Raw genomic sequence first — 24,022 nt, 5'->3', positions numbered from 1 at the left:
GTGAACATCAGGCAATTGGCGGAGAACAAAGCCTCCGTCGCACCCGAAACTGGCCGCGTTCTCCCAACTCCTGCCTGGCGCGTTTGCCTGTCGGCACTCAAAGGCAAACGCGCAGCAGTTATCGACATCATCGCAATCGCCGGACTGTGGCAGCTTAGCACACTGTTCCTATCGAGTCTGGTGGCTCCGTCGATACCCGATATCTGGAATTCACTCGTCCACATCGTCACCAACTCCGCGACGTTGAAGAGCCTTCTCATCACCGTGGAACGAGTCGTCCTAGCACTGATCACCACCTTCCTGCTGGGTGTGGCCATAGGGCTGCTCATGGGCGCCCGGCGAACATTCGAGACCTATGCGCGCCCGATTCTGCAATTCCTGCAGGGTGTGCCGGGATTGTCATGGGTGGTCTTCGCGGTCATCTGGTTCAAGGACGTCGAGACGCGCATCGCGTTCATCATGCTCGTGGAACTCACGCCGAGTTTCGCTCTCTACACTGTCGGCGCAGTCCGGTCCGTTCCCCACGACCTGCAGGAAGTGGCTGTCGCGTTCCGAGCAAGGCCGATCCAACGATTCCGGCTCATCGTGTGGCCCGCGGTCATCCCCGCAATGCTGTCCGCGTGGGAGGTCAATCTCGGCACCGCGATCCGAGTCGTGGTCGTCGCCGAGTTGGTCGGGGCAACAACGGGGGTCGGTTATGAGTTGCTCAACTCGCAATCGATCTTCGACATGGCCGGAGCGATAGCCTGGACACTGCTGTTGGTCGTGGTCCTGATGATCTTGCAGGCTGTCCGTGGTCTCGCCGAGAGTCGCCTCCTGGCGTGGCGGCCCGCGGTCGGAAGGGGTTAATCATGAATCAGCCACAGCCCACGTTCCCTGTCGTTTTCGACGACGTCACCAAGGCATTCGCACGCAAGGGCCCCACGGGAGGCAAGGAACAGCTCGTCGTCTGCCGCGACCTCAGTTTCCATGTGGCCCCGCAGGAGCGAGTCGCGATCGTAGGAGCGACCGGCTCGGGCAAATCCACCGCCCTGTCGCTGATGATGGGTCTGCAGTCCGTCACGTCCGGTCGCGTCCGTGTTCTCGGGCACGACCCCTACCGTGACTTCGATGAGCTACGTGCCAAAGTCGGGATCATCTTCCAGACTGCGCGACTCCTTCCGTGGCGAACCACCATCGACAACGTCGCCCTCGGCCTCCAGATCCTCGGAGTCGGGAAGAAGGAGCGCAAGGAGCGCGCCGCCGAATGGCTCGACAAGCTCGGACTTGGTAAATTCGCCCACGTTCACCCCCATGAGCTGTCCGGGGGGATGCAGCAGCGGGCAGCCATTGCCCGCACGTTCCTCACCGACCCCGATCTCATCCTCGCGGACGAAGCGTTCAGCGCCCTGGACGAGGTGACGGCAGCAGCGGTGCGATCGGACCTGCTCAAGCTCATTCAGGACACCCGGAAGACGACGGTCTTCGTGACGCACTCCATCAGCGAAGCCGTTGAAGTCGGCCAGCGAGTTCTCGTGCTCGCCGCGCCCGGCCGTGTCGTGGGCACCGTGGAACTGAGCGAGTTCGGTGAACCGTCAGCCGAGGCGCGTCATACCGCCGAACGGCGGGTCAGGGAGATTCTTCGCGCCGCCAGCACAGATGGGCGAGAAGCCGGCAACTCCGCGATTCGGACACTGGCGAAGGAGGCGAGTACGATCGAGGATGTGGTGAGCCGATGACGAAGGACCAGGAGCCTATGCCGTCGCCCAGTGTTCCGCTCGCCGACATCGCGTACGAGCGAATCCGAGAAATGGTGTTGCGACGCCAGATCCGCCCGGGTGAGCAGACCTCGGTAGCCAAATTGGCCAGCCAGACGAAGCTGGGCCGCAGCCCGGTGAAGGAAGCGATCACGAGACTGGTCTCCGAGGGGCTCCTGCAGGTGTCGGACCGCCGCGGAACGACGGCGGTCAAGCTCACCCGATCGGACATCGCCGACCTGTTCGAGCTACGCCAGATCTTCGAAAAATACGTAGCGTCCCGCGCCGCGAAGAACATCACCTCGGCTGAACTTCAAGAATTGTCCGAGCTACTGGTCATCCTCGAAGAGGAATCGCTGTCCAAGCCTCCCGAGAAACAGTCGATCGCCAAATTCATCGATGCTGACGTCCGTCTGCACGAGATCATCATCCGGTCGGCCGGCAACGCCCACCTGACTCGTCACTACAAACTCCTGAACCTTCATCTTCAAATCTCGGACTACCTGTTCCGTCACCACACGGGGATGCGCGAGGAACGACACCGAGACCACATCGCCATGGTCGACGCGCTGAGAGAGCGAGACGGTGAAAGGCTCGCGACCCTTCTTGAGCAGCACAGCAACTCCGTCAAGCACGTAATTCTGACAGCGATGGAAGTCGAAGAGGCCGACGGCAGTACGTGGTTGAACCACAGCACGCCCGCCGACCACTGAGCGCCGGCCCAACCGCACATCCCGTCAAACCCTTCTCTCCCACACGGTTACAGGCCAAGACGCCTATCGCGCTGTCACGCTGTCGCCGTTGCACGCTTACCCTCCCGCAGGAGACACCCATGGACTCTGTCCGAGCAGCAGTCGTTCAAGCATCCCCAGTCCACAACAACCATCGCGCGAGCATGGCGAAGATACGCAATCTGCTGTCCGACACCTCCCAGTCAGGCGCCAAGCTGGCCGTCTTCCCGGAAGCCTTCCTCGGCGGCTACCCACGAGGAGCAACATTCGGCACCTCGATCGGGAGCCGCACCCCTGAGGGCCGGGAGGAGTTTCGTCACTACTGGAACGCCGCAATCGACGTTCCCGGACCGGTCGTGTTCGAGCTGGGCGAACTCGCCGCCGAGTTCCGCACCCACCTGGTCATCGGCGTCATCGAACGAGATGGTGGGACTCTCTACTGCACGGTCCTCTTCTACGATGCTACGGGCGCGTACCTCGGCAAGCACCGCAAGCTCATGCCCACAGGCGCCGAAAGGCTTATCTGGGGTTTCGGCGACGGCTCGACACTCAACGTCTTCGATACCGAGATAGGGCGTCTCGGAGCCGTTGTCTGCTGGGAGAACTATATGCCGCTGCTGCGCGCCGCGATGTACTCCAAAGGCATCCAGATCTACTGCGCTCCGACCGCAGACAGCCGTGACACCTGGACCGCAACCATGCGCCACGTGGCATGCGAAGGACGGTGTTTCGTCCTCGGAGCCAATCAGTACATCACCCTGGACGACGACTGCGCCGACGTTAAGACGAGCGACCAATCCGCGCTGATGTCGCGGGGAGGCTCGCTCATCGTCTCTCCCATGGGAGAGATCCTCGCCGGGCCGTGCTTCGACCAGGAAGCGGTGCTGACCGCAGACCTCGACTTGGCCGAGATCGTCCGCGGCAAGTACGACTTCGACGTGGTCGGCCACTACGCGAGGCCCGACATCTTCCGCCTCACCGTCAACGAACGGGTTCAGCGAGCGGTCTTCACCGAAACCGACTAGCTCTCCTGACCGGCACCTGGATGAGCACACTGTTGAAATCGGCCGATGTGCCCTGACGTACGCAGGCACCCTGCAATGGATGTGGAGGCAACACATGACGACGACACCCGGCACGCACAGAGTCGCCGCCATCCCCGGGGACGGCATCGGAACGGAGGTGACGGTGGCGGCGCAGAAGGTTCTTGACGCCGTCGCCTGCCGCCACGGCTTCACGCTCGACTGGAGGCAGTTCGACTGGAGCTGCGAACGGTACGTGCGCACCGGCCAGATGATGCCGGCCGACGGTATCGATCAGCTCCGCGAGTACGACGCCATCTTCCTCGGCGCCGTCGGCTTCCCGGGCGTACCCGACCACGTGTCACTGTGGGGTTTGCTCATCCCGATCCGGCGCGCGTTCCAGCAGTACGTCAACCTTCGACCTGTTCGGCTGTTCCCCGGGATCACCCCGCCGCTCGCGGGTCGAGGACCGTCAGACATCGACATGGTGATCGTGCGGGAGAACTGCGAGGGGGAGTACTCAGAGATCGGTGGACGACACGCCACGGGTACGCCCCATGAGTTCGCCGTGCAGGAAGCGGTCTTCAGCCGTCACGGCATGGAGCGAGTCATGCGCTTCGCGTTCTCCCACGCCCAGCACCGCGGTGGTCACGTGACGTCAGCGACCAAGTCCAACGGCCTCATTCACTCAATGCCGTTCTGGGACCAGATCTTTCACGAGATCTCAGCGGACAACCCGCAGGTTTCTTCCGACCAATGCCACATCGACGCGCTCACCGCTCGCATGGTCCTCTCCCCGGACAAAGTCGACGTCGTCGTCGCATCCAACCTCTTCGGCGACATCCTCAGCGATCTGGCCGCCGCAGTCGCAGGTAGCCTCGGTATCGCTCCCTCCGGCAACATCAATCCCGAGCGCACCCACCCGTCCATGTTCGAGTCGGTGCACGGCTCTGCCCCCGATATCGCTCACAAGGGCATAGCGAACCCGACCGCCCAGATCCTCGCCGGCGCCATGATGCTCGATCACCTTGGAGAAACCGATGCTGCGGCCGCGGTCACGAAGGCCGTCGAAGACGTTCTGGGCTCGTCTGACGTCCGGACGCTCGACCTTGGCGGCACCGCCGGCACGGTGGAGATGACCGAAGCGATTCTCGCCCGATTGGGCGGATAGCCGATCAGCCGGTGAGCTCCGCGGCCAGGACGGTGCTGGGTATCGACGGCATGAGGTTGCTCCGGTTTGGTGGAACAACCATCCGCTTGAGGAGAACGTGGCGCCCCCTCAGTCCTAGCCACCGCCGAACGCCGCAAGAAACCCCCGACCAGACCAAGACCGCCGCCAAGACTACCCTCCATCGGCTGCTGTCCCGCCGCGACGTCCCCTACACGAGAAGACCCTGTGGCGCATACTGACCGGAAAATCACCCACCTCAGCCGGGCAGGCGGCAGCGAACCTCGGCCGGTGGAAACCGTCGAGATGATCAGTGAATCTTTTTCGTGCGCCCATCAGAGCAGGAGGTGCAACGCTCGAACCTGGCCGGCTGGGGCAGCTACGGCTACTGCGCCTCACATTCGCGGTTCTTTTGGGGCCTGCGGTTGTATCTGGTCTGTACCCCGGCGGGGATGCCCATCATGTGGGCACTGGCCAACCCGAAGATCGGCGAGCGCGAGGTGCTGGCAGCGATGCTCGAGATCGACGCCGACCTGATCGCCGAGCGCGAGGGCATCCTGCTCATCTCGGACAAGGGCTTCGCCTCCAAGCCCTTCGAAAAGGAACTCGCCGAACAGGGCATCGAGCTGCTGCGCCCCTCGCGCAAGCGAGAGAAACAGAGGTACGGCGAACCGATGCTCAAGAAGGTCCGCCAGCTCATCGAGTCGGTCAACGACACCCTCAAAGGGCAACTCAACCTGGAACAACACGGCGGCCTGCTCGGGCCGGTCCTCGGGCGGGTGCTGGTCCATCACGCTGTCGCAGTCTCGCGCCGAGCTCGGCGCTGCGTGCCCGCCAACACCCGCCGCGCCTACGCCCGGCAATGGGCCGCCTTCACCGCCTGGTGCGCCGGACACGGCCGCGTCGCACTGCCCGCCACCGGGCACACACTGGCCGAATACACCTCAAGTCTCTGCGAGGCCGGGCAGGCGCCGGCCAGCATCGAGCAGGCCATCGCCGCCGTGCGCACCATGCACCGGCTGTCCGGCCACACCGGCTGTCCGGCCACCGAGGCCGCCCGCCTCGCGCTGCGCGCCTACAAGCGCCGGCGCGCCGAGGACGGCGGCCGCGGCCAGCGCGAGGCCCCGCCCATCACCATCGACGCGCTGCGCGCCATGGTCGCCGCCTGCGACCTGACCACGGCGATCGGACGTCGCGACCGGCTGCTGCTGGTGCTCGGCCTGGCGCTGATGGGCCGGCGCAGCGAACTCGTCGCCCTGACCAGGGACGACGTGCGCGAGGTCGCCGACGGCCTGGAGGTGACCATCCGCACCTCCAAGACCGACAAGGACTCGCGCGGCGAGACCATCGCCATCCCGCGCGGCAGCCACCCGCTCACCGACCCGGTCGCCGCCTGGCGCGACTGGCTCCACGTCCTCGACCAGGCCGGACACACCGACGGGCGGCTGCTGCGTCGCATCAACCGGCACGCCACCATCGGACCCTCGCTCGGCGCGGACGCGGTCAACGTCGTTGTCCGCGACCTGGCCGTGCGCGCCCGCGTCCCGTACGCCGAGACCGTCACCGCGCACAGCCTGCGCGCCGGCGGCGCCACCGTCGCCTACGCCGCCGGCGTCCCGGTCGCCGTCATCGCCAAACACGGCCGCTGGGCGCCCGCCTCACCGGTGGTGCTGAGGTACATCCGCGCCGTCGACCGCTGGCGGGACAACGCCATGCGCAACGTCGGACTTTAACGTACCTGTAGGTTCTCAAATTCCGTGTCACTTTCTCATTCGCAATGACACTCGAATCGCACAAATGACATGAGATTGAGAATTCGCCAGCGGCACCAAGAACTTTGGACTTAGCCTTCACATCCTGAGATGCACTCCTTACCAACTGTAGGTACGTGATGCTCTGCCTGCGGGGATCCGAGATGTGGGGGATTCTGTATGAGGGCAGCCAGTGTTCTCACGGCGACCCTGTCCTTTCGCCCTCGTGAGGGCATTTTGGTCAAAGATGCCGAGTGGCTGGAAGTCCCCCTTGACGTACTGCGGGCCGCCGTACCCTGGCGCACGTTCCGCTGGAGTAAGGGGCAGAAGCATTACTCGGGCACATACTGGTCGGCCACCCAACGCGACCATGTGATCTACGAATCTCGCCTTGAGCTGGCCCGACTTCTGTTCGCCGACTTCGATACCTCCGTCTTGGGCATCATCGCCCAGCCCTTCCTCCTTACGGTGACGCTCGACGGCATGGCCCCGCAGGCATGTTCCCGACTTCCTGCTGCTGACCATGACTGGTCCAGTGATCGTTGATGTCAAGCCCGCCCACCGCGTGACGGCGCCAAAAGTAGCCGTCACCTTCGCCTGGACTCGGCACGTGGTCGAATCCCGCGGCTGGCGCTACGAGGTCTGGAGCGAGCCTCCGACCAGCCGGTTGGAGAACATCCGCTTGCTCGCTGGGTATCGGCGCCCCTGGCTATTCGACCAGCACCTGATGAACGCGCTGATGAGCGAACCGTTCAACGGTGTGAGCCTGACGGACGTGATCTCCAGCCAGCCTGGATGGCCAGGGGAGACGGTGAAAGCGACTGTGCTGCACCTGCTCTGGCAGCAACGTTTCGTAACCGATCTGGATCACCCCCTTAGCCGGGGCCACCTTCTCTGGACGCCGACATGACCAAGGGGAGCACGAGGGTCGGAGTGGGGACTCGTTTCCACTACGACGGCGAGATTGTTGAGATCGTCCAGATGCTGCCGACCAGCGCGGGCAACGAGGTGCTTCTGAGGAACGGCCGCGGACAGGTCTCGCGCGTTGCCCTGCGTGAACTCCTGGCGTCGCCTCGCGCTCGCGTGATTCCCAACGAAACAAGTTCTTCCGATCGCGACGCGACTCAGCATGCGGCGGTGATTCTGGGGCAACTCGACGACGCCCAGCGGCAACAGGTTCGCGAACGCGCAGCACACGTCCGTGAGGTCCTCACTGGTTTCCGATCCGGCAGCCCCGAACTGGCAGGCGAGGAGGAACCTCGGCCCCAATTTCGTCCAGACCTACCGTTGACCAGCCGCTACGCGGCGAAGGCCGCAGAGTTGGAGGTCACGATGCGCACCATCAAGCGCTGGGTCGCAGACTTCCACGCTCACGGTGAGGCTGGATTGGCTCCGAAAGCGAGCGCCACCAACGGGTACGGGAGAGTCGACGAGCGCTGGGTGGAGACAGCGTTGGAAATCATGGCCGAGCATGTCGAGAAGTCAAAGCCGTCACGCTCCATGGTGATCCGCCGCACCGAGGCTCGATTGCTGGCACGCTTCGGGCAGGGAGGGGTGAAACTGCCCAGCAAGGCGACCGCTTTCCGGGTGCTACAGGAACTGGAGAAGCGCCAGCCGACGTTCCGGTTGAGCACCAAGCGGAACCGGGACATCGCTGAACGTCCGGACGGCGTCTACGGCAGGTTGCGGCCAACTCGGCCGGGCGAGTACGTGCTGATGGACACCACGCGGCTGGACGTCTTCGCCTTGGATCCGGTGACGCTGCGGTGGCTGCAAGCCGAGCTCACGGTCGCGATGGACTGGTACACCCGGTGCATCGTCGGCGTCCGGGTGACGCCGGTCTCCACGAAGTCCATCGACGCCGGCTCGGTCCTCTACCAGGTCTATCGGCCACGGCCGCCGGGCAAGAACTGGCCGGCGCACGCGGTCTGGCCCGAGCATGGGATTCCCCGCTCGGTGCTGCTGGACGTCGAGGCGGTCGAGGGCCCGCTGGCCGAGGTGTCCACTGGTGGGCGGGGTGCTGCGGGTCCGTCGCTGGTGCCCGAGACGATCGTCGTCGATCACGGGAAGATCTACGTCTCGGAGCATCTGACCAGTGTCTGCCAGCGGCTGGGCATCTCTATCCAGCCCGCCCGGCTGCGGACCGGCCGCGACAAGGGGCCCGTGGAGCGCTTCTTCCGCACGCTGCGCGAGGATCTGCTGCAGGCGCTGCCCGGCTACAAGGGCCCTGACCTGCACTCCCGGGGCGTGAATCCGGAAGGCGATGCGTTCTACTTCCTCGACGAGCTGGAGGCGATCATCCGGGAGTGGGTCGCGGTGGATTACCACTTGCGGCCGCATGACAGCCTGGTCGACCCGCATGTCCCGGGACTGCGCATGTCGCCGGCGCAGATGTTCGAGCATGGCATCTACCGCGCCGGCTACATCGAGGTGCCTCGCGATCCGGATCTGGCCTTTGAGTTTCTGCAGGTGAAGTGGCGCACCATCCAGCACTACGGCGTGGAGGTCGGGCGCCGCTACAACGGCCCAGGGTTGAATCCCTTCCGAGGCCAGACCAGCACCTATGCCGGTCCGAACACTGGCAAGTGGCCCATCTACGTCGATCCCGATGACATCACCAAGGTCTACTTCCGCGACCCCGACACCCCTCGCGGGCCTGCCGAGCGGCGGTGGCACGTCCTGGACTGGGAACATGCCCCGGCCCTGGACATGCCGCTGAGCGAGGAGGCCCCGCAGTTCGCCCGCAAGCTGGCCGCGGCCAAATACACCTACCCCGACGACCGGCTCGCGGTCGCCGACCTGCTGGAACGCTGGAAGATCGGGCTGGGGACGTCGGTCGCCGAACGGCGCATGGCGCTGCGCATCTCCCGCGAGCAGGCCGCGATCGAACTGCCCGCCACTGCTGCGGATGCCATCTCCCGGCTGCCGTCCGTGCGTCATGCCCTGGAGAAGTCAGTCCCGGCGGTCGACTCTCCCGTCGATGACGAGGTTCCAGCGCAGGAGCCTGACCTGCCGCAGGGCGATGACGACGACGAGGACGAGCTCGACTTCTACGCCGAGGCGCTGGAGGACGTGTGACCGTCACTGACAGCCCGCCGGTCGCGACGCACGCCAACCTGGACAATCTCACGCTGGCCCGCAAGGAAGGCTGGCAGCACTACGTCGACGCGCCCCGCCGTCTCCAGCCCGAACCGCTCACCGTCGCCCAGCTTCGGCGGCTCGGTCCTGAAGCGAAGGCTGGTTACGACCGGCAACGCCGTATCTGGCACGCCAACCTCGGGCCGATCAAGACCCCTCAGCTGGCAGAGCTGCACGAGGACCTGTGGGACATCGTCGACAGCAACGAGCAGGACGGCGACAAGGTCAAGGGCGCGATCGCGATCGACGCCTTTCCCGGGCTGGGCAAGACCACCGCGGCGCTGGCGTTCGCCCGCCTGTTTCACCAGCGGGAAATCGTCGAGAAGGGTGCCTTCACCGGCGATGGCCACGAGAGGTGGCCGGTCTGCCGGATCGGGATGACGGGCAACACCGGGATGAAGGACTTCAACCGAGCCATGCTGGAGTTCTACGGCCACCCGGCCACCAGCAAGGGCACCGCCGCCCAATTCGCCCACCGCGCCCTGGACTGCGTGCTGTCCTGCTCCACCCGGCTGCTCATCGTCGACGAGCTGCACTTTCTCCGCTGGCAGGCCAAGAGCGGCATCGAAATCAGCAACCACTTCAAGTACATCGCCAACGAGTTCCCCGTCACCCTGCTGTTCATCGGCGTCGGCCTGGAAGCCCGCGGGCTGTTCTCCGAGGGCACCTCCTACAGCGACGCCGTACTCGCCCAGACCGCCCGGCGCACCACCCGCCTGGGCATGCGCCCCTTCACCATCGAGGCACCACAAGGTCGGCAGGAGTGGCGGACCATGCTGCTGGCCCTGGAACAACGCCTGGTCCTGGCGGCCAAACACCCCGGATTCCTCGCCGACGACCTGTCGGACTACCTGTTCGCGCGCAGTACCGGACACATCGGCTCCCTCATGACGATCATCAACCGGGGCTGCCAGCGTGCTGTCCGCATCGGCGTCGAGACGCTCACCACCGACCTGCTCGACCAGGTGAAGAACGACGCGGCGGCTGAAGCCGCTCGCCACGAACTGGAACTCGCCCTGTCTCGGGGCCGGTTGACCACTATCTCGTGAACGTCCCGGTCCGCACGCTGCCCATCAGGGTGCCGCCGATGCCGGGCGAAGCCCTGGACAGCTGGCTGGAAGCGCTGGCCACCCGCCTGGACACGCCACTCACGCACATGCTTGACGCGCTCGGCCTCAGTCGGCACGACCGAGCATCCCGCGCCGGCCCACCGCCCAACTGGACCATTCATCTCACCCAGCACGAGGCCGCACACCTCGGCGCTGCGACCGGAGTCAGTCCCCAGACCCTGCGCGGCATGACCTTGTCGCGATGGGCCGGCCATTTCCTCACCCTGGACCCCACCGCCAGAACCGTGAATGTCCGCTCGTCATGGACCCGGGCGCGAGGGTCGCGCTACTGTCCGCTCTGCCTGGCCGAAACCGGCGGCCGCTGGCAACTTACCTGGCGATTGACCTGGCACTTCGCCTGCTTGGACCATGGCGTCCTGCTCCAGGCGCGTTGCGGCGACTGTGGTCGCATGCCCCGCGAACTCGGTCATGCCCTAAGTTCCGTTCCCGTTCCCGGCAGATGCTCCCTTCCACGCCTTGATGTCGCTAAGCGAGCCACCGCACGCCCTGCGGTTTCCCGCTGGCCGGCTGCGACGAGAACCCCAGCGACATCGATGTCCAGCCGTTTCTCACCAGCCAGCAACTGATCAGCGCCCTCATCGACAGTTGCGGGGGACCGTCCTTCCGGGACGGTATCTATCGTCACTCTCCGACCCAGCCCGCCGAGGTCCTCCATGACCTCCGCATCGTCGCCAGCCTGATCCTCCGGCTGCCAGTGGACGACCTGGAACATTGGGCACCGGACCAGCTATTAGCTCGTCACAGGGCAGAAGTTCAACGCAACATCCCCCACGGCAGCTCCGGACACATCCGCCCTCTCACTCGACCCCTGCATATGGTCCCCGTTGACGCCGCCGTCACCGCCCAGGTGCTCACCACAGCTCTCGACATCGTCTCTGCTCCCGACCTCGTCACGGCTGCAAGTCGGCTTGGGTGGATCGTCGACCGGCTGAGCGCTTTCCGGCCGCTGGCTCTGCGGGCTCCACTCCTGACCTCCCGTCTGTCCGCACCTCTCGCAGCCGCAGTGCTTCGCGCCCGGAAATCACACTTTTCGGTTGCTCGTCGGTTGAAGTACACCACCAGCACCCTCTACAAACGCCGAGCGGATCGCTCGCTCACCACTCCGGACGAGCGCGCGGCACGCCTGCCCGCACTGCTCTGGCCCCGGCTATCCATCCCGTTGATTCCCGAACCTGACCGCGGCGCTCGCCGGTGGCGCCTGGCCCTGCCGGCATGCCTCCTGCTCACCGGAGGCCAGACGACTTGCCAACGAGCTGTCGACCTTCTTGGTTTCCCCGCTCACCACCGCGGCGCACTCTTCTACACCCACGCAAAGATCAACACTCACCCGGCCTGCATTGCCATCCTGGATGCCTTGTCCGAACTCGCCGAACACCTCAACCAGCACCCATCGCCGATCGACTACGCCCGCCGCCGGGCAGTGTTCGCCAACCAGGAAGAGTTCATCACCCTTCACCACTGGTCATCACTACGAACGCGGCGACAAAGCGACCTCGCCCAGGCGCACATTCACGCACAGCGATGGCTCTATGAGGCGCTGACCGGCAACCCCGCCGAAATCGCTCCCAGCCAGATCGCCGCCAACGACTTCCGCAGCCGCACCGCCTACAGCACCTTCCGCATGCGGCTGCTGCCCTCCGAGACCAAGCTGCTGCAGGAAGCCGGCGCCGACTTGCTCCACATCAACGGCATTGACGAGCCACTGACTTGGCAGCCCACCTTCCGATTCTCCCCAGACCAACTGGCCGCGCTACCCGGACGAGATCCCGACGATATCGACATCGCCACCGTCCACCAGGCATTCCTCCAGGACAAGTATCCAAGCGCCAAGCAAATCGCCACAGCCTGCGGAACCACGAGCGAACACATCCGCTACATCCTGGACGAGCACCCCATCGACAGACCAATCCTGACCATCAGTTCCCGGGGCGGACGAGTACATCGATCATGACGAGCAGGCGTTGAGGTTGACATGCACGGGCTACCGATGCGGAGGTGGCGGCAACTTGACACAGGTCCTCGCGGCCGGAAGAGGATACGGCGTGAGATCAACTCTTTCGACGCCGCCTGCCATCCCCGCCGGAACCCTTGCCGCCAGCCCGCAGCCGACGCTTTCCGCCCCAGGCGGCCTGCTCTTGCGACCCTGGGAGCCTTCTGACGCAGCCGTCTTCCTCGCCGCTTACCAGGACCCCGAGATCCGGCATTGGCACACTCGTCAACCTGCCGCTGAAGATCAGGTCCGCGAGTGGTTCGAGCAGTATCGCCAGGCCTGGACGCAGGAGACGGGCGCGAGCTGGGCGGTGACCCGTGGCGACGATGAGGTGCTGGGGCGCATCGCCATGGGCTCAGTGAATCTCGATGACGGTGTCGCGGGGTGCGCGTATTGGGTGCTCCCGCACGCCCGCCGAGCAGGGGTGGCCTCCCGCGCACTGACGGCCTTGAGCGTCTGGGCACTGGGCGAGGCTGGTTTCCACCGTCTGCATCTGGACCACTCGACCCGCAACCACGCCTCCTGCCGGGTCGCCGTCAAATGCGGTTTCCTTGTGGAAGGCACCAAGCGCAGCGACGCCGTCCACTCCGACGGCCGGCACGACATGCACCTACACGCCCGCATCCGAGGCGACGAGCAGTCCCTGATCCCGGCTTGACCAGCAGTCCCCGCAGGCGAGGAAACCGCCATGCCGGTGAGACAGATCTCGCGCCAGGAGCATGAGACATTCTGAAAACCTGCAGGTCACACAAGATCAAGATGTCACGAAGGCTGAGATCCTACAAGCATGTAGGGTCTCAGTTTTCATGGCGGATTCTCTCTGATCTTGGCGGCCCATTGGCGGATCCGCCGTGTGCATGAGATTCGAGTGGGAATCGATGGCGCACCTTTGACGGGGACACTCACCCACCAGCGAAGATGCCCCGCTCAGGCCATACCTATAGGGTCGGCGCCCTACAGGGTGTCGGCAAACATTTCAGGCGTCGATGCAACATCTCACTGGGTCCAGGACGTAATCATCGGTGACCATCACCGGACAGTGAGGACCTTCGATGCGGGATCGAGCCGACTTCGAACGTTACGTCGAGCAGCGCTCGGTGCGGCTGCTCAGGACGGCGTACCTGCTGTGCCGCGACTGGGCCACCGCAGAGGATCTGCTGCAGACGGCGCTGGCCAAGGCCTGGCTGGCATGGCGTCGGGTGGGCCACGCCCCCGACCCGTACGTCTACCGCATCCTGGCCAACACCCACGCCTCCTGGTGGCGGCGGCGCTGGCGGGGTGAGGTCGCCACGGGTGACCTGCCGGACACTGCCCATACGCCGGATGCGTCAGCGAAGATCGGCACCCGGGACGCGCTCAGAGTCGCGCTGGCCACGCTGCCCGCCAAACAGCGGACGGTGATCGTGCTGCGGTACTTCGAGGACCTGACCGACGAGGAGATCGCCGCGATCGTCGGCTGCTCAGTGTCCACCGTACGTAGCCAGGCCAGCCGCGCGCTGGCCAAGCTACGCCTCGAGCCCACGACCAAGGCCGCCGCCACAGAGACCGGGAGCTGACCATGAACGACCAGGAATTGCGCGAGCTGCTCGAACACGACAGTGCCGACGGCCCCTTCATGGGCGTGACGATCGAAGACATAGAGACCAGGGCCCGGGGCATCCGCAGGCGGCGCAGCCGGGTGGCGGGCTCGCTCGCCGCGTTGGCAATCGCCGTAGTGGCGGTGGTCGGCTTGCCGCGCATTACGGCGGCTCCGGCACCGGGCGACGTCTGGACCGGCACCTTGGCCGAGCCTACCGTCCCGCCGCCGACCGGTCGCCCGTCGGCGCAGGTCCCGCCCACGCCGAGCAAGGACGGCACCAGCTCGACTTCGACCCGAAAGTATCCTCAGATGTTCTCCTACAACCACTTCAGGCAGGGGGGCGAGGCGGTGAGTTTCACGTTCGAGTCTCCCATCAAGTCGGTGGCTTTCGCGGTGGACTGCCCGGCTGGCAACCACGTGTTCATCTGGCTCAACGACAAGCTCGTGGTCAGCGAGCGCTGCGGGGCCGGCCTCAGGAAGCCTCCGGGCTGGGTCGGAGAGTCGCCGGTGATCCAGCCGGGAGACGGAGCCAACAAGGTCGTCGCCGTCCTGGTGCCCATTTCCTCTCTGACCGCGGGCTCGATTGAGCCGGAGACGGCTCAGGAGGCTCTGTCGCAGACCGCGCTCTACCCGGCCGACTGGGTGGTGGGCCTGGTCGACCCCGCGATCGCGAGATGATGTTGCCCGCTCTGTTCGGAAGCGGGGGCCGGCCCTGCCTAGCGGGGTAGGTCCACATCTTCTTGACCAGCCTAGGGTGCCAGGCGAGCAGCGTGAGGCGACCGGGGAAGCCGACCACCTGCGGCAGCACGCTCTGGGGGCCGACGTCGAAGAAGACGGTGGCACAGCCGGTCAACAGGACGACGGCAGGTCGATGACGAGGAAAACGGCGGTGCTCAACCCGGCCAGGCGGGGCCCACGTGGAGGGTGGTCACACCCATGGCGACCTTCTGCCTTGCCCCGGGTGACGCCGGCCCGAGCATCAGGCCACTTAGTCAGCCCGCAATGGCTAGGAAACCGCCATGATCGTGAGACAACAGTCCCGCCACACAGGTGAGACAGCTCGGCGTCCCGCCGGCCACAGAAGATCAACATGTAGCGAGCCGTGAGATCTTACACAGCAAAAACGCGAAGAGCGGCAGGCGCGCAAGCCCCTGTCACCCTCGTCTGCCACCCACCGGTGGACGCACCCCCTGTCGCATGCCCGCGCGGCCGAGGCGACCACCGGGAAGTCAGCTGACCGGGCGTTAGGCTGCCCTGAACCGACACGCGAGGAGACGCCAGCAGTGATCATCACCCCGGAACCGCGGCCGGACAAGTCACTGTCGGCGATCCGCCAGGCGCTGTCTCATCCACGCGACCGGGAGAGGTTCGACGCGGGGCTGCCGGTGGTCGTGGAGAAGGCCCGAGCCGCGGGCGACTGGCGCGAGGTTGAGGAATTCACCCATCTGTAGCGGATCATCGCCTACGCCGGCAGGCAGAACCCCGCGGACCGGCAGCGACTCTGGGACACGACCGACGACATCCGACGCCAGATCGACAACCGCGAGGACGTCCCCGGCGTCCCGCTGGAGGAGGCGCTCGCCCGGCGAGCCGCCCAACGGCAGAGGCCCCAGCCGGACGGCAAACGCCCCGTGATACGACCGCCTTGCCCGCAATAGATCGGGGCACAACTGGATGAGAGCCGTGACGAAAGCCGCCCGTGTCACCTGACGGTCATGCGGCTCCACCTGCGCCACGCCCCGGCGGAGCTCCCGTTTCGCCACAGCCATCAGGCCACCGCACGCCCGACCTGGTCGTCGCCCCAGCGATAGCGCCCGCGTAGCAGTTGCTGTTCACGATCCGACAGCCCGGACACGGCCAGGAACTCCTCCGGACCCGGCCGAGGCGGTGCGCCAGGCGTGCACGATCGAGCCGTCCCCCAGGAAGTCCTGCTTGCCGCCCTCAGGCTCCACACGATCGGTCACCAGGTCAACCGTAGCGGACCAGAACAGCGGTGCCCCGGGACGCGTGAAGCCAGAGGCGATCCCGGGGCTCATGCCGTCCACGCTAACAGCCACGGCAGCCTGCGCCTCCCATGGTGACCAGCAACAGCGACAGGTCATGACCAACGTGCAGGTCAGCCGCTCATTGGTCACCAAGCTGTCGCGAGATTAGTCATCAGGGTGTCGTCGCATTGTCGGCCGCCCCGTGATCTGCGGTACGTCTACGGGTGATCGGCACGGCGTCAGCGCACGATCCGGCAGTTTGATGAAGGGTGCGCCAGGCGCCCCGGGCGAGCGCCACCGACACTATCTCGCCGCGGGGAGGCGGTTCCACATACTCGCAGGCCAGAGTGGCTATCGCTGCGACCCTCAACCGAAGACACCAACTTCGAGGAGCAGTCGGGCAAGGGGCCCTACGGGAGGGAGATAAGTGGAGGGAAAGAGGAAAACGCTAATACCGCTCCCAAGTCGCGAGCGGCCGGAATGCAACAGAGAGGGAACCATCTGCAGGTCCTACAGGTTCTTGGGCTGCCATCAACGGGGGTGAGGAACCGGCGGACAGCCGTTGGCGCTGAGAAGGATCTTGGTCGCAGCGAGTGAGGTCGCTCTTGGTCGTGAAGGTTCTTCAGCGCGTTGCCCGGTCGCGGCGTCGGCGGGCGGCGCGGATCTCGGCGTCGGCGACCTTATCGTCGAGCAACGCGTACAGCTGGGTGGTTTCGGTGGAGGCGTGGCCGAGGCGGCGGCGGACGGCCTCGATGGACACCCCGGCGTTGATGAGTTCGGTGGCGTGGGCGTGGCGCAGCTGGTGGATGTCGATCTCGACGCGTGCGGCGGTGCAGTAGCCCTGCCAGCGGTGGTGGGCGGCGTCGTAGGACAGGGGCCCGCCGTAGCCGTTGATGGAGGCGCGAAACAGCGGCCCGGCGGTGTAGTCGGCGCGGGCTAGGTAGAACTTGAGCAGGGCGACGTAGCCGCGGTCGTCCAACAGGACGGTGCGCACGCTGCCGCCTTTGCCGTGGATGCGGACGTGTTCGTCGTCCATACGCAGGTCGAGGTCTTCGACGTACAGGCCGCACACTTCGGCGGCGCGGGCGCCGCAGACGTAGGCGGTCTCGAACAGCGCCCGGTCGCGCAGCCGGTCCAGTGGCAGGTCCTTGCGCGGCCGCCGCGAGCAGATCGCGGCCAGGACCTTGGCGACGTCGGCGGCCGCGGCCGGGCGGGGCAGCGTCTTGGGCACCTTGATGGTGTCGATGCGGTCCATGGGGTTGGCGTCGAGCAGGTCGTGCCTGACGGCCCAGCGGCAGAAGGAGGCGATCGCGGCCCGCTTGCGCTTGCGGGTGGCGGCCGACAACTGGCCGAGGTCGGCGAGGAAGGCCCGGATGGGCGCGGCGCTCAGCTCGCCGAGCTCGCCATCGCAGTAGGCGGTGAACTGCAGGAGGTCGCCGCGGTAGGCGCGGATCGTCTGGCCGGAGGCGCCGGCGTTGCGCTTGTCGGTGAGGAAGTCGTCCAGGTGCGTGGCGAGTGGATGGCCGCGGCCGAGCTGCTCGGCGATCACCTCGTTCACGCCGTCGTCCTCCATCGCCTGTGTAGTTGCCAGATAACCGGGAAACGAAGCCTGAGTGCCGGAAGCGCTCCGCCCAGCTCGCGCCTGGTCTGTGATCGCTATCTTGCCAGATAACAAAGGTTATCCCGCAATCATTGGTCTCCATCCTGCTGATTCGCACCGCAAGGCCCGCTCGCATAGAGCAACCGGCTGAGGGTCGCTGCGGACGCCGGCGGTGAAGAACATCACACGCCAAGCGTGACGGTGAACGTCTGGCGCCTCTGGAAGGCGTCTTGGCGTACGTGGTGTGACGGACGCAGCGCTGGTGCCGCGCTCGCAAGGCACCCTCAGGTGATTGCGGTCGATGAGGCCGGTCGGCTTGGCCGGGATGGCTGCATGAGCAGGCCGTCGATACGACGAGTCAGCGTGTCGTGGGCGGGCACGGTGGGGCGGTGTCCGAGCAGGGCGAGTGAGGTCAGCCCTTCGACGAGTGGCAGGAGGGTCTCGGCCTCCAGGTCGGCGTCGAGGTCGTCGCGGAACTCGCCGGTTCGCTGGCCATAGCGGATCAGCCAGACCAGCAGGTCGCGCGTTTTGGCGTGGGCCTGGCGCAGGATTTCCGCCAGGGACGGGATGGCCGTGGCGTGGGCGGTGAAGGCCGCCAGGATCCTGGCGTCGCGTCGCTGGTGCGGCTCGATCAGGGTGAGCGTACGCAGGGTGGCGGTGAGCAGGGTCACCGCCGACTCCTTGGCGGCGGAGGCGTCGATCTCCTCCTGGCCCTGCGCGGTGATGCGTTCGGTGATGTGGTGCAGTGCGAAGGCGAGCATCTCGTCCTTGGTGGCGAAGCATCGCTGCACTGCTCCCATGGACACCCCAGCCTGCTGCGCCACGTCCCGGAGGGTCGCGCCTTCGGGGCCGTGCCGGTCGATCAGGTCGCAGACCGCTTCGGCGATGTGGCGGCGTCGCGTCTCGTAGTCGACCTGCTTGGGCATGGGGTTCCTTCCGACAGCATTTCGATGCGGTTGCATCGTATCAACTTTTCCGGTTTATTTGATGCGTACGCATCGGAACAGGGAGGACGCCATGAGTCGTTCGCAAACACGCAACCGCACAGCCGATAAGGCGCTGTGGCTGGCCGGAGCTCTGTTCACCGTGCAGGGGTTCGGCTCGGCGATCACCGAGGCGCAGTGGGACACCAGCTTCGGAATCGCCGGCATCCTGCGCGCCGTCGGCGTCCCCGGCTGGGCCGATCTCGCCCTGGGCACCCTCGGAGCCGCGTTCCTGCTCATCGCGACGTATCGGGCGGTGCGCCGATGAGACCCCGAGGAACGGCGCGCAGGACGGCGCGCGTGCGGCTGGTCACGGCGGTGGCCGGTCTGTCCGTCGTCGCGGCCTGCGCGAGCGCCACCGGCCCCGCATCGAGCTCGCGCCAGTCTGTCGCGCACACCTCGTCCGGCGCCGTCACCGGCGCTCACATCGGCCGGGACGTGCAGCGGTTCAACGCCATCCCCTATGCCGCGCCACCGACCGGAACGCTGCGCTGGCAGCCGCCCCAGCCCGTCCAAGCGTGGAAAGGCGTCAAGGACGGCACCCGCACGGCCCCGCGCTGCCCGCAGAACGCCAATCCCGCCGACTCCAACCCGGCCAGCACCACCGAGGACTGCCTGTACCTGAACGTCACCGCCCCCCGGACCGTGCCCGCCGGACAACGGCTGCCTGTGATGGTCTGGCTGCACGGCGGCGGCTTCACCCAGGGCGCCGGCGGCGACTACGACACCCAGCGGCTGGCGAAGGCGGGCGTGGTCGTCGTGACCGTCAACTACCGGCTGGGCATCTTCGGCTTCCTCGGCCACCCCGCCCTGCCCGGCTCGGGCGCATTCGGCCTGCTCGACCAGCAGGCCGCGCTGCGCTGGATACGGCACAACGCGGCGGCCTTCGGCGGCGACCCGCGCAACATCACCCTGCTCGGCGAGTCCGCGGGCGCGTTCAGCACCTGCGCCCAGCTGACATCCCCCACGGCGGCGGGGCTGTTCGACAAGGCGATCATCCAAAGCGGCACATGCTCGATGCGCCAGATGGGCATCGACCCCGCCGGCGGCGACACCGTGTGGCCATCACGGCAGTCCGGCGAACAGATCGCCGCAGCCGCCGCCGAACAGATCGGATGCACCGACGCCGCCCAGACGATGGCCTGCCTGCGCCAGGCCCCGGTCCCGGCCCTGCTCGCCGCGCAGCAGAAGATGCCCGCCACCTGGGCGCCCTCGTACGGAAGCGACACGCTGCCGCTCGACCCGCGCCGGGCGGTGGCCGAGGGACGCCTCCACCCGGTGCCGCTCATGGCCGGCACCACCGCGCACGAGGCCCGATACTTCGTGGCCATGTACTTCGACGGTCCCGGCCAGCCTCTGACCCGGCAGACCTATCAGCAGTTCCTGCGCACCGCCTTCGGCACCGACGCCCGGCGGGTCGCGGCCAGGTATCCCCTCAGCGCACACGGCTCCCCCTCCCTGGCATGGGCCGCCATCGCCACCGACCGCGGCTGGACCTGCCCCACCCAGGCGGGCAACCGCCTGCTCGCCCGCAAGACCCCCGTCTACCAATACGAATTCGCCGACGATCCCGCCCCCAGACCATCCGGGTTTCCCATCCCCGCCGCCTTCCCTCTGGGCGCCTACCACGGCGGAGAACTGCCCTACCTCTTCGACGGCCCCGGCGCCGCCACCGCCCAGCCCCTCTCGACAAGCCAACGCCGGCTGGCCGACCAGATGATCGCCTACTGGACCCGCTTCGCCGCCACCGGCAATCCCAACGACCCGAGCCTGCCCCGATGGAAGCCCCTGACCAGCAAGAGCGCGAACCGCGTCCGCTCCCTTTCCTCGGCCCGAAGCAATGGCGACGGCTCCACCGAACACCACTGCCGCTTTTGGGACACACGCAAGTGAAACAGCTCCAGCCCATGAGCTGAGCCGTCATTCAGACGGCCATCGGTCAGCGGTTCAGACACCGTCATCGTCCACGACAGCGGCACTGGCGGCACCGACCTCGGGCAGCGCCGCCGCGCCGAGCGGCCGCAGGCCCTTGTCCGGGGCCGAGGAAGCAATCGCGTAGCGGCCCAGGCAGTTGAGGTGGGCGTGGCCCAGCGGGGACAACCGTGCCACGAACTCGTCCTTGACCGGCACACCCTGGGCGCGCAACTGGTCCACGATCGCCGACAGATACCGTGAGTTCCACAACACGACGGCATTGATGACAAGTCCAAGAGCCGCGAGTTGATCCTCCTGGCCTTCCCGATATGCCTGTCGGATCCGGCCCGAGTTGCCGTGGCAGATCTTGCGGGCCAGGCGGTGCCGGGACTCCTGGACCGACAACTGCTTACCCAGGCTCCGACGGTAGCTGGAATCCATCGGGTCCAGCATGCTCAGCAGGTGCATCGTCTTGTCGATACGGCCGTACTCGGCGAACGCCTGCCCCAGCGGCGTCGGAGAACCCTGGCGGGCGAACATGCGCAGCAGATCGTAGGCGCGCACCTGGTTGGTCACCAGCGATCCGGCGACGCGGAGCATGTCCGGCCACTGGGCGATCACCTTCTTGGTGTTCAGCTTGTTCCGGGCGATCGCCTCCAGCACCCCGTATGCGCTGGTGGTGCCGTCGGGCAGCTCGGCGCGCCAGAACCGCTGGTCGCCCAGGTCGGCGAAGCGGGGCGCGAACCGGTAGCCGAGCATGGAGAAGATCCCGAACACCATGTCGCTGTCGCTGGCCTGGTCCGTCGTGACCAGCTCGGGTTTCGGCCCGGCGTCCAGGTTGATCAGGCAGTCCAGGATGTAGAGCGAATCGCGGGGAGTGCCCGGCACCACCATCTGCCCGATCCCCGCCACCTGATCATTTACTGCGTTGAGCCAGGTGATACCGCGCTTGTAGCCGTAGTACTTGGGTGAAGGTCCGGCGTTGATCGTCTTGACCGGGACGACGAACCGCAGCCCGTCTACCGAGGCCAGCAAGCCGCCGCCCCACGAGGCGACGATCGGCACCTTGCCCTGGTGTGCGATCAGGATCGCGTTGGCCGCGGCGTGCGTCTCGGCGCGCACGTAATTCTGATCCACGTGGGACAGCCGGCCACGGGTCAGCGCCTCTTCCCCCGCCTTGATCACAGGGGTCAGTCCGACGTTGCAGGCCTCGCTGATCAGCAGCGCCACCAGCGATGTCGGCAGGTGGTTCATGCGGGTGGAGATGTCGGCCAGGTGCACGTAGGCGTCCAGAAACCCGGTCCAGGCGTGCACCTCCAGCAGCAGTTCTGGCAGGTCGATGCGGGGCAGCATGGCCTGGCAGGCGGCCCTCAGCCACGCCAGGGACTCGCTCTCGCCGAGCGCGCCGAGTTTCTCCACCGACAGCCGGGCCCGCCCGCCCCCGGCCGGGGTTACCACCGAGACCAGCGCGTCCTCGCCCGCCTCCTCCAGCCGGGCGTCCATCTGCTTCCAGGCCGCGTCCAGGGCCAGGACTTTGCCGTTCAGGTGCTCCTGGACTGGGTCGGTGAGCGACAAGGATGCCAGCACATCCTCGGCGATCGACTCCCACCGCGCCCCGGCCAGCAGGTGCGCGCGCGGGTCGGCCCAGCGCAGCGACGGCGTGGCGAACACGTCCCTGATCGTCAGGGCCCGTAGCAGGTGCTCCAGCACGCACACCACGTACGCGTCACGATCGACCGCGCCCTGCGGCAGGTCCGGGTTGGCATACACCGCCCGCTTCCACGACGCGGTCACCAGCGCGGCGTCGATCTCCCTGGGCAACAGCGGCTTCTTGCTCACCTGCCGACGCGACAGCTCCGGCAAGCGGCGCACCGCGGCCAGCACGCGCCGCCCGCCCTGCGCCGCCGACAGTGCCTTCAACTCGCCCAGCAGCCGCAGGAACGGGCGCACCGTGTGGTACTTCTCCACCAGCGCGGCCCGCATCGCCGCCACATCGAGGTCGGCACCCTCCTGGTCGACCAAGTCGAGCTGGTCGACCAGCACGCGGCCGGCCTTGGCCACCAGCTTGAAGGCCCGCTCCAGCCGGGGCAGCATCCGCAGCCGTTCGTCGGCGGACTTGCGGCGGGCCGGGCTGATCAACCGGGTCGCCATCAACAGCGCGAACAGATCCAAAGCGTCGTCGATCGCCTCGGCCTCTAGACTTCGCGTGACCGCCAGCAGCGTCGCCGTTCGGCGCGGCTCGACCAGCCGGTCCAGCGCCGGCGCCTTGCTGCCCGCCCCGTACTTGGCCAGGGTCTTCATCCGCCGCACCGGAACCTTCGACACCGCGACCCGGCTCAACCCGAAGGCGGCCAGGTTGTCCACCCGCTGCAGCGCCCGCACCATCTCCGTCCCTGACGTGCGCTTGGGCGCCTGCCGCAGCTTCTCCAGCTCCGAGATGCGCGATCCCTCGGGCACTACCAGCAGATCCGACAACGCGGTCGGCAGGTGCGGATCGGCACGGCGGACCTGCTTGGTCACCACCGTGTACATGCGGACATCGGCCCGTTCCCGCACGCTGCCAACCAGCCGCTCCAGCACGGTCACCCCGGGCAGCAACACCCGATGCCGCCGCAGCCACGCCACCGACTGCTCGAACAACGCCACCGGCCCCTCGGCGTGCGTCCACGCCCTGCCGTGCAGGAAAGTCCGGAACTGGCGCGTCAGCTGCCGCTCGCTCCAGCTGTTGGTGTCATCGAAGGTGTGGTAACCGTAGGCGTCCCGGATCATCCACGCGTGCTCGTACGTCGTCTTGGGCCGCTCGGCGTACTTCTTGACCTGCGACGCGTCGCCGATTCCCAGCTGCTCGGCCAGGTAGTCCACCACCGGCCAGGGCACCGCGAGCGGATCCTCCAGGAACAGCCCCTTGTACCGGACGGTCCCGATCTGGACGGCGACGCCCAGCCGGTGAGAATCGGCTCTCGACTGCGCGATCACATTCCGGTCGAAGCTGTCCAGGAAGAAGAACTTCTCCAGGTCTGACAGCGACGGCACCTCGATGAACGAGACATAGGCAGCCCTGTGCTCGGCAGACAGAAATTCCGCAGGCATAGCCCGCACGGTAGGACCATATCGGCGGGGATCAACTCATAGTGATCGACGCGTTACAAGTGAGGATGTTTCACCCGTGAGTGCGTCTTGATCGTTCTCAGCGCCAACGGCTGTCAGCCGGCTCCTCGCCCCCGATCAAGAACCGGAAAGTCGCCGTAGCGAAATTAGGTCGAATGCGTCAAAAGTGGAGGAACTGGCCGTCAAA

22 protein-coding genes are annotated in these 24,022 nt (G+C 66.5%); 18 read left to right on the top strand and 4 right to left on the bottom strand.

Going from position 1 to position 24,022, the window contains the following annotated elements; translation table 11 throughout:
• The 16 genes from AB0C30_RS44220 (at position 1) to AB0C30_RS44145 (ending at position 15,696) form a co-directional block, all read left to right on the top strand.
• Entirely contained in the window at positions 1–849 is an 849-nt protein-coding gene (locus tag AB0C30_RS44220) for an ABC transporter permease subunit (RefSeq protein WP_357955447.1), read from the top strand.
• A 2-nt stretch (positions 850–851) separates the two neighbouring features.
• Positions 852–1,718, top strand: a complete 867-nt coding sequence (locus AB0C30_RS44215; protein WP_357955446.1) for an ABC transporter ATP-binding protein — start codon at positions 852–854, stop codon at positions 1,716–1,718.
• Positions 1,715–2,449: a GntR family transcriptional regulator gene (locus AB0C30_RS44210; RefSeq protein WP_357955444.1), complete on the top strand. Its 735-nt coding sequence runs from the start codon at positions 1,715–1,717 to the stop codon at positions 2,447–2,449. Before AB0C30_RS44215 ends, AB0C30_RS44210 begins: the two co-directional genes overlap by 4 nt.
• 119 nt (positions 2,450–2,568) lie before the next feature.
• Positions 2,569–3,492 carry a nitrilase-related carbon-nitrogen hydrolase gene (locus AB0C30_RS44205; protein WP_357955442.1) on the top strand — a complete coding sequence of 308 codons (924 nt, stop codon included), beginning with the start codon at positions 2,569–2,571 and terminating at the stop codon, positions 3,490–3,492.
• Between the two features lie 94 nt (positions 3,493–3,586).
• Positions 3,587–4,660 (top strand): tartrate dehydrogenase, encoded by a 1,074-nt coding sequence (locus AB0C30_RS44200; RefSeq protein ID WP_357955440.1) that lies wholly within the window; start codon positions 3,587–3,589, stop codon positions 4,658–4,660.
• A gap of 323 nt (positions 4,661–4,983) precedes the next feature.
• Positions 4,984–6,390, top strand: coding sequence for a transposase (locus AB0C30_RS44195; protein WP_357955438.1), 1,407 nt, complete (start codon positions 4,984–4,986; stop codon positions 6,388–6,390).
• A 198-nt stretch (positions 6,391–6,588) separates the two neighbouring features.
• A complete protein-coding gene (locus AB0C30_RS44190; protein WP_357955436.1) occupies positions 6,589–6,954 on the top strand; it encodes a hypothetical protein in 366 nt (121 codons plus the stop codon).
• Positions 6,944–7,318 (top strand): hypothetical protein, encoded by a 375-nt coding sequence (locus tag AB0C30_RS44185; RefSeq protein WP_357955435.1) that lies wholly within the window; start codon positions 6,944–6,946, stop codon positions 7,316–7,318. Before AB0C30_RS44190 ends, AB0C30_RS44185 begins: the two co-directional genes overlap by 11 nt.
• Positions 7,315–9,486: a hypothetical protein gene (locus AB0C30_RS44180; RefSeq protein ID WP_357955433.1), complete on the top strand. Its 2,172-nt coding sequence runs from the start codon at positions 7,315–7,317 to the stop codon at positions 9,484–9,486. Before AB0C30_RS44185 ends, AB0C30_RS44180 begins: the two co-directional genes overlap by 4 nt.
• Positions 9,483–10,595 carry an ATP-binding protein gene (locus AB0C30_RS44175; RefSeq protein ID WP_357955431.1) on the top strand — a complete coding sequence of 371 codons (1,113 nt, stop codon included), beginning with the start codon at positions 9,483–9,485 and terminating at the stop codon, positions 10,593–10,595. The genes AB0C30_RS44180 and AB0C30_RS44175 overlap by 4 nt, the downstream gene beginning before the upstream one ends.
• Positions 10,592–11,242 carry a TniQ family protein gene (locus AB0C30_RS44170; RefSeq protein ID WP_357955429.1) on the top strand — a complete coding sequence of 217 codons (651 nt, stop codon included), beginning with the start codon at positions 10,592–10,594 and terminating at the stop codon, positions 11,240–11,242. The genes AB0C30_RS44175 and AB0C30_RS44170 overlap by 4 nt, the downstream gene beginning before the upstream one ends.
• A 248-nt stretch (positions 11,243–11,490) precedes the next feature.
• Positions 11,491–12,627, top strand: coding sequence for a hypothetical protein (locus AB0C30_RS44165; RefSeq protein WP_357955427.1), 1,137 nt, complete (start codon positions 11,491–11,493; stop codon positions 12,625–12,627).
• Positions 12,628–12,682: 55 nt separating this feature from the next.
• Positions 12,683–13,324: a GNAT family N-acetyltransferase gene (locus AB0C30_RS44160; protein WP_357955425.1), complete on the top strand. Its 642-nt coding sequence runs from the start codon at positions 12,683–12,685 to the stop codon at positions 13,322–13,324.
• 394 nt (positions 13,325–13,718) lie between these two features.
• A complete protein-coding gene (locus AB0C30_RS44155) occupies positions 13,719–14,222 on the top strand; it encodes a SigE family RNA polymerase sigma factor (protein WP_357955423.1) in 504 nt (167 codons plus the stop codon).
• A 2-nt stretch (positions 14,223–14,224) separates the two neighbouring features.
• Positions 14,225–14,923, top strand: coding sequence for a hypothetical protein (locus tag AB0C30_RS44150; RefSeq protein WP_357955421.1), 699 nt, complete (start codon positions 14,225–14,227; stop codon positions 14,921–14,923).
• Positions 14,924–15,528: 605 nt separating this feature from the next.
• Positions 15,529–15,696, top strand: coding sequence for a hypothetical protein (locus AB0C30_RS44145; protein ID WP_357955420.1), 168 nt, complete (start codon positions 15,529–15,531; stop codon positions 15,694–15,696).
• Between the two features lie 381 nt (positions 15,697–16,077).
• On the opposite strand, the gene AB0C30_RS44140 is transcribed toward AB0C30_RS44145, so the two are convergent.
• The 3 genes from AB0C30_RS44140 to AB0C30_RS44130 form a co-directional block, all read right to left on the bottom strand.
• Entirely contained in the window at positions 16,078–16,209 is a 132-nt protein-coding gene (locus AB0C30_RS44140; RefSeq protein ID WP_357955417.1) for a hypothetical protein, read from the bottom strand.
• 643 nt (positions 16,210–16,852) lie between these two features.
• Entirely contained in the window at positions 16,853–17,788 is a 936-nt protein-coding gene (locus AB0C30_RS44135; protein WP_357955416.1) for a tyrosine-type recombinase/integrase, read from the bottom strand.
• A 326-nt stretch (positions 17,789–18,114) separates the two neighbouring features.
• Positions 18,115–18,756, bottom strand: coding sequence for a TetR/AcrR family transcriptional regulator (locus AB0C30_RS44130; RefSeq protein ID WP_357955414.1), 642 nt, complete (start codon positions 18,754–18,756; stop codon positions 18,115–18,117).
• A gap of 91 nt (positions 18,757–18,847) precedes the next feature.
• Here AB0C30_RS44130 and AB0C30_RS44125 point away from each other — a divergent pair, with 91 nt between their 5' ends.
• Entirely contained in the window at positions 18,848–19,081 is a 234-nt protein-coding gene (locus AB0C30_RS44125; RefSeq protein WP_225302423.1) for a hypothetical protein, read from the top strand.
• The gene (locus AB0C30_RS44120) at positions 19,078–20,706 is read left to right on the top strand and encodes a carboxylesterase family protein (RefSeq protein ID WP_357955411.1); all 1,629 of its coding nucleotides are present in this window, start codon (positions 19,078–19,080) and stop codon (positions 20,704–20,706) included. Before AB0C30_RS44125 ends, AB0C30_RS44120 begins: the two co-directional genes overlap by 4 nt.
• A gap of 54 nt (positions 20,707–20,760) precedes the next feature.
• Here AB0C30_RS44120 and AB0C30_RS44115 read toward each other — a convergent pair whose 3' ends face one another.
• Positions 20,761–23,817 carry a Tn3 family transposase gene (locus AB0C30_RS44115; protein WP_357955409.1) on the bottom strand — a complete coding sequence of 1,019 codons (3,057 nt, stop codon included), beginning with the start codon at positions 23,815–23,817 and terminating at the stop codon, positions 20,761–20,763.
• Positions 23,818–24,022: the final 205 nt, after the last annotated feature.

It is taken from the genome of Nonomuraea sp. NPDC048901 (assembly GCF_040649695.1).
Classification (GTDB): Bacteria; Actinomycetota; Actinomycetes; order Streptosporangiales; family Streptosporangiaceae; genus Nonomuraea.
The sequence above is the reverse complement of the archived record's forward strand: the minus strand, read 5'-3'. Positions and strand labels throughout refer to the sequence as shown.

Coding starts and splice junctions, on each gene's coding strand:
- AB0C30_RS44215 (WP_357955446.1), top strand. CDS start 852: ATGAATCAGCCACAGCCCACGTTCCCTGTCGTTTTCGACGACGTCACC.
- AB0C30_RS44210 (WP_357955444.1), top strand. CDS start 1,715: ATGACGAAGGACCAGGAGCCTATGCCGTCGCCCAGTGTTCCGCTCGCC.
- AB0C30_RS44205 (WP_357955442.1), top strand. CDS start 2,569: ATGGACTCTGTCCGAGCAGCAGTCGTTCAAGCATCCCCAGTCCACAAC.
- AB0C30_RS44200 (WP_357955440.1), top strand. CDS start 3,587: ATGACGACGACACCCGGCACGCACAGAGTCGCCGCCATCCCCGGGGAC.
- AB0C30_RS44190 (WP_357955436.1), top strand. CDS start 6,589: ATGAGGGCAGCCAGTGTTCTCACGGCGACCCTGTCCTTTCGCCCTCGT.
- AB0C30_RS44180 (WP_357955433.1), top strand. CDS start 7,315: ATGACCAAGGGGAGCACGAGGGTCGGAGTGGGGACTCGTTTCCACTAC.
- AB0C30_RS44165 (WP_357955427.1), top strand. CDS start 11,491: ATGGTCCCCGTTGACGCCGCCGTCACCGCCCAGGTGCTCACCACAGCT.
- AB0C30_RS44155 (WP_357955423.1), top strand. CDS start 13,719: ATGCGGGATCGAGCCGACTTCGAACGTTACGTCGAGCAGCGCTCGGTG.
- AB0C30_RS44150 (WP_357955421.1), top strand. CDS start 14,225: ATGAACGACCAGGAATTGCGCGAGCTGCTCGAACACGACAGTGCCGAC.
- AB0C30_RS44130 (WP_357955414.1), bottom strand. CDS start 18,756: ATGCCCAAGCAGGTCGACTACGAGACGCGACGCCGCCACATCGCCGAA.
- AB0C30_RS44125 (WP_225302423.1), top strand. CDS start 18,848: ATGAGTCGTTCGCAAACACGCAACCGCACAGCCGATAAGGCGCTGTGG.
- AB0C30_RS44120 (WP_357955411.1), top strand. CDS start 19,078: ATGAGACCCCGAGGAACGGCGCGCAGGACGGCGCGCGTGCGGCTGGTC.
- AB0C30_RS44115 (WP_357955409.1), bottom strand. CDS start 23,817: ATGCCTGCGGAATTTCTGTCTGCCGAGCACAGGGCTGCCTATGTCTCG.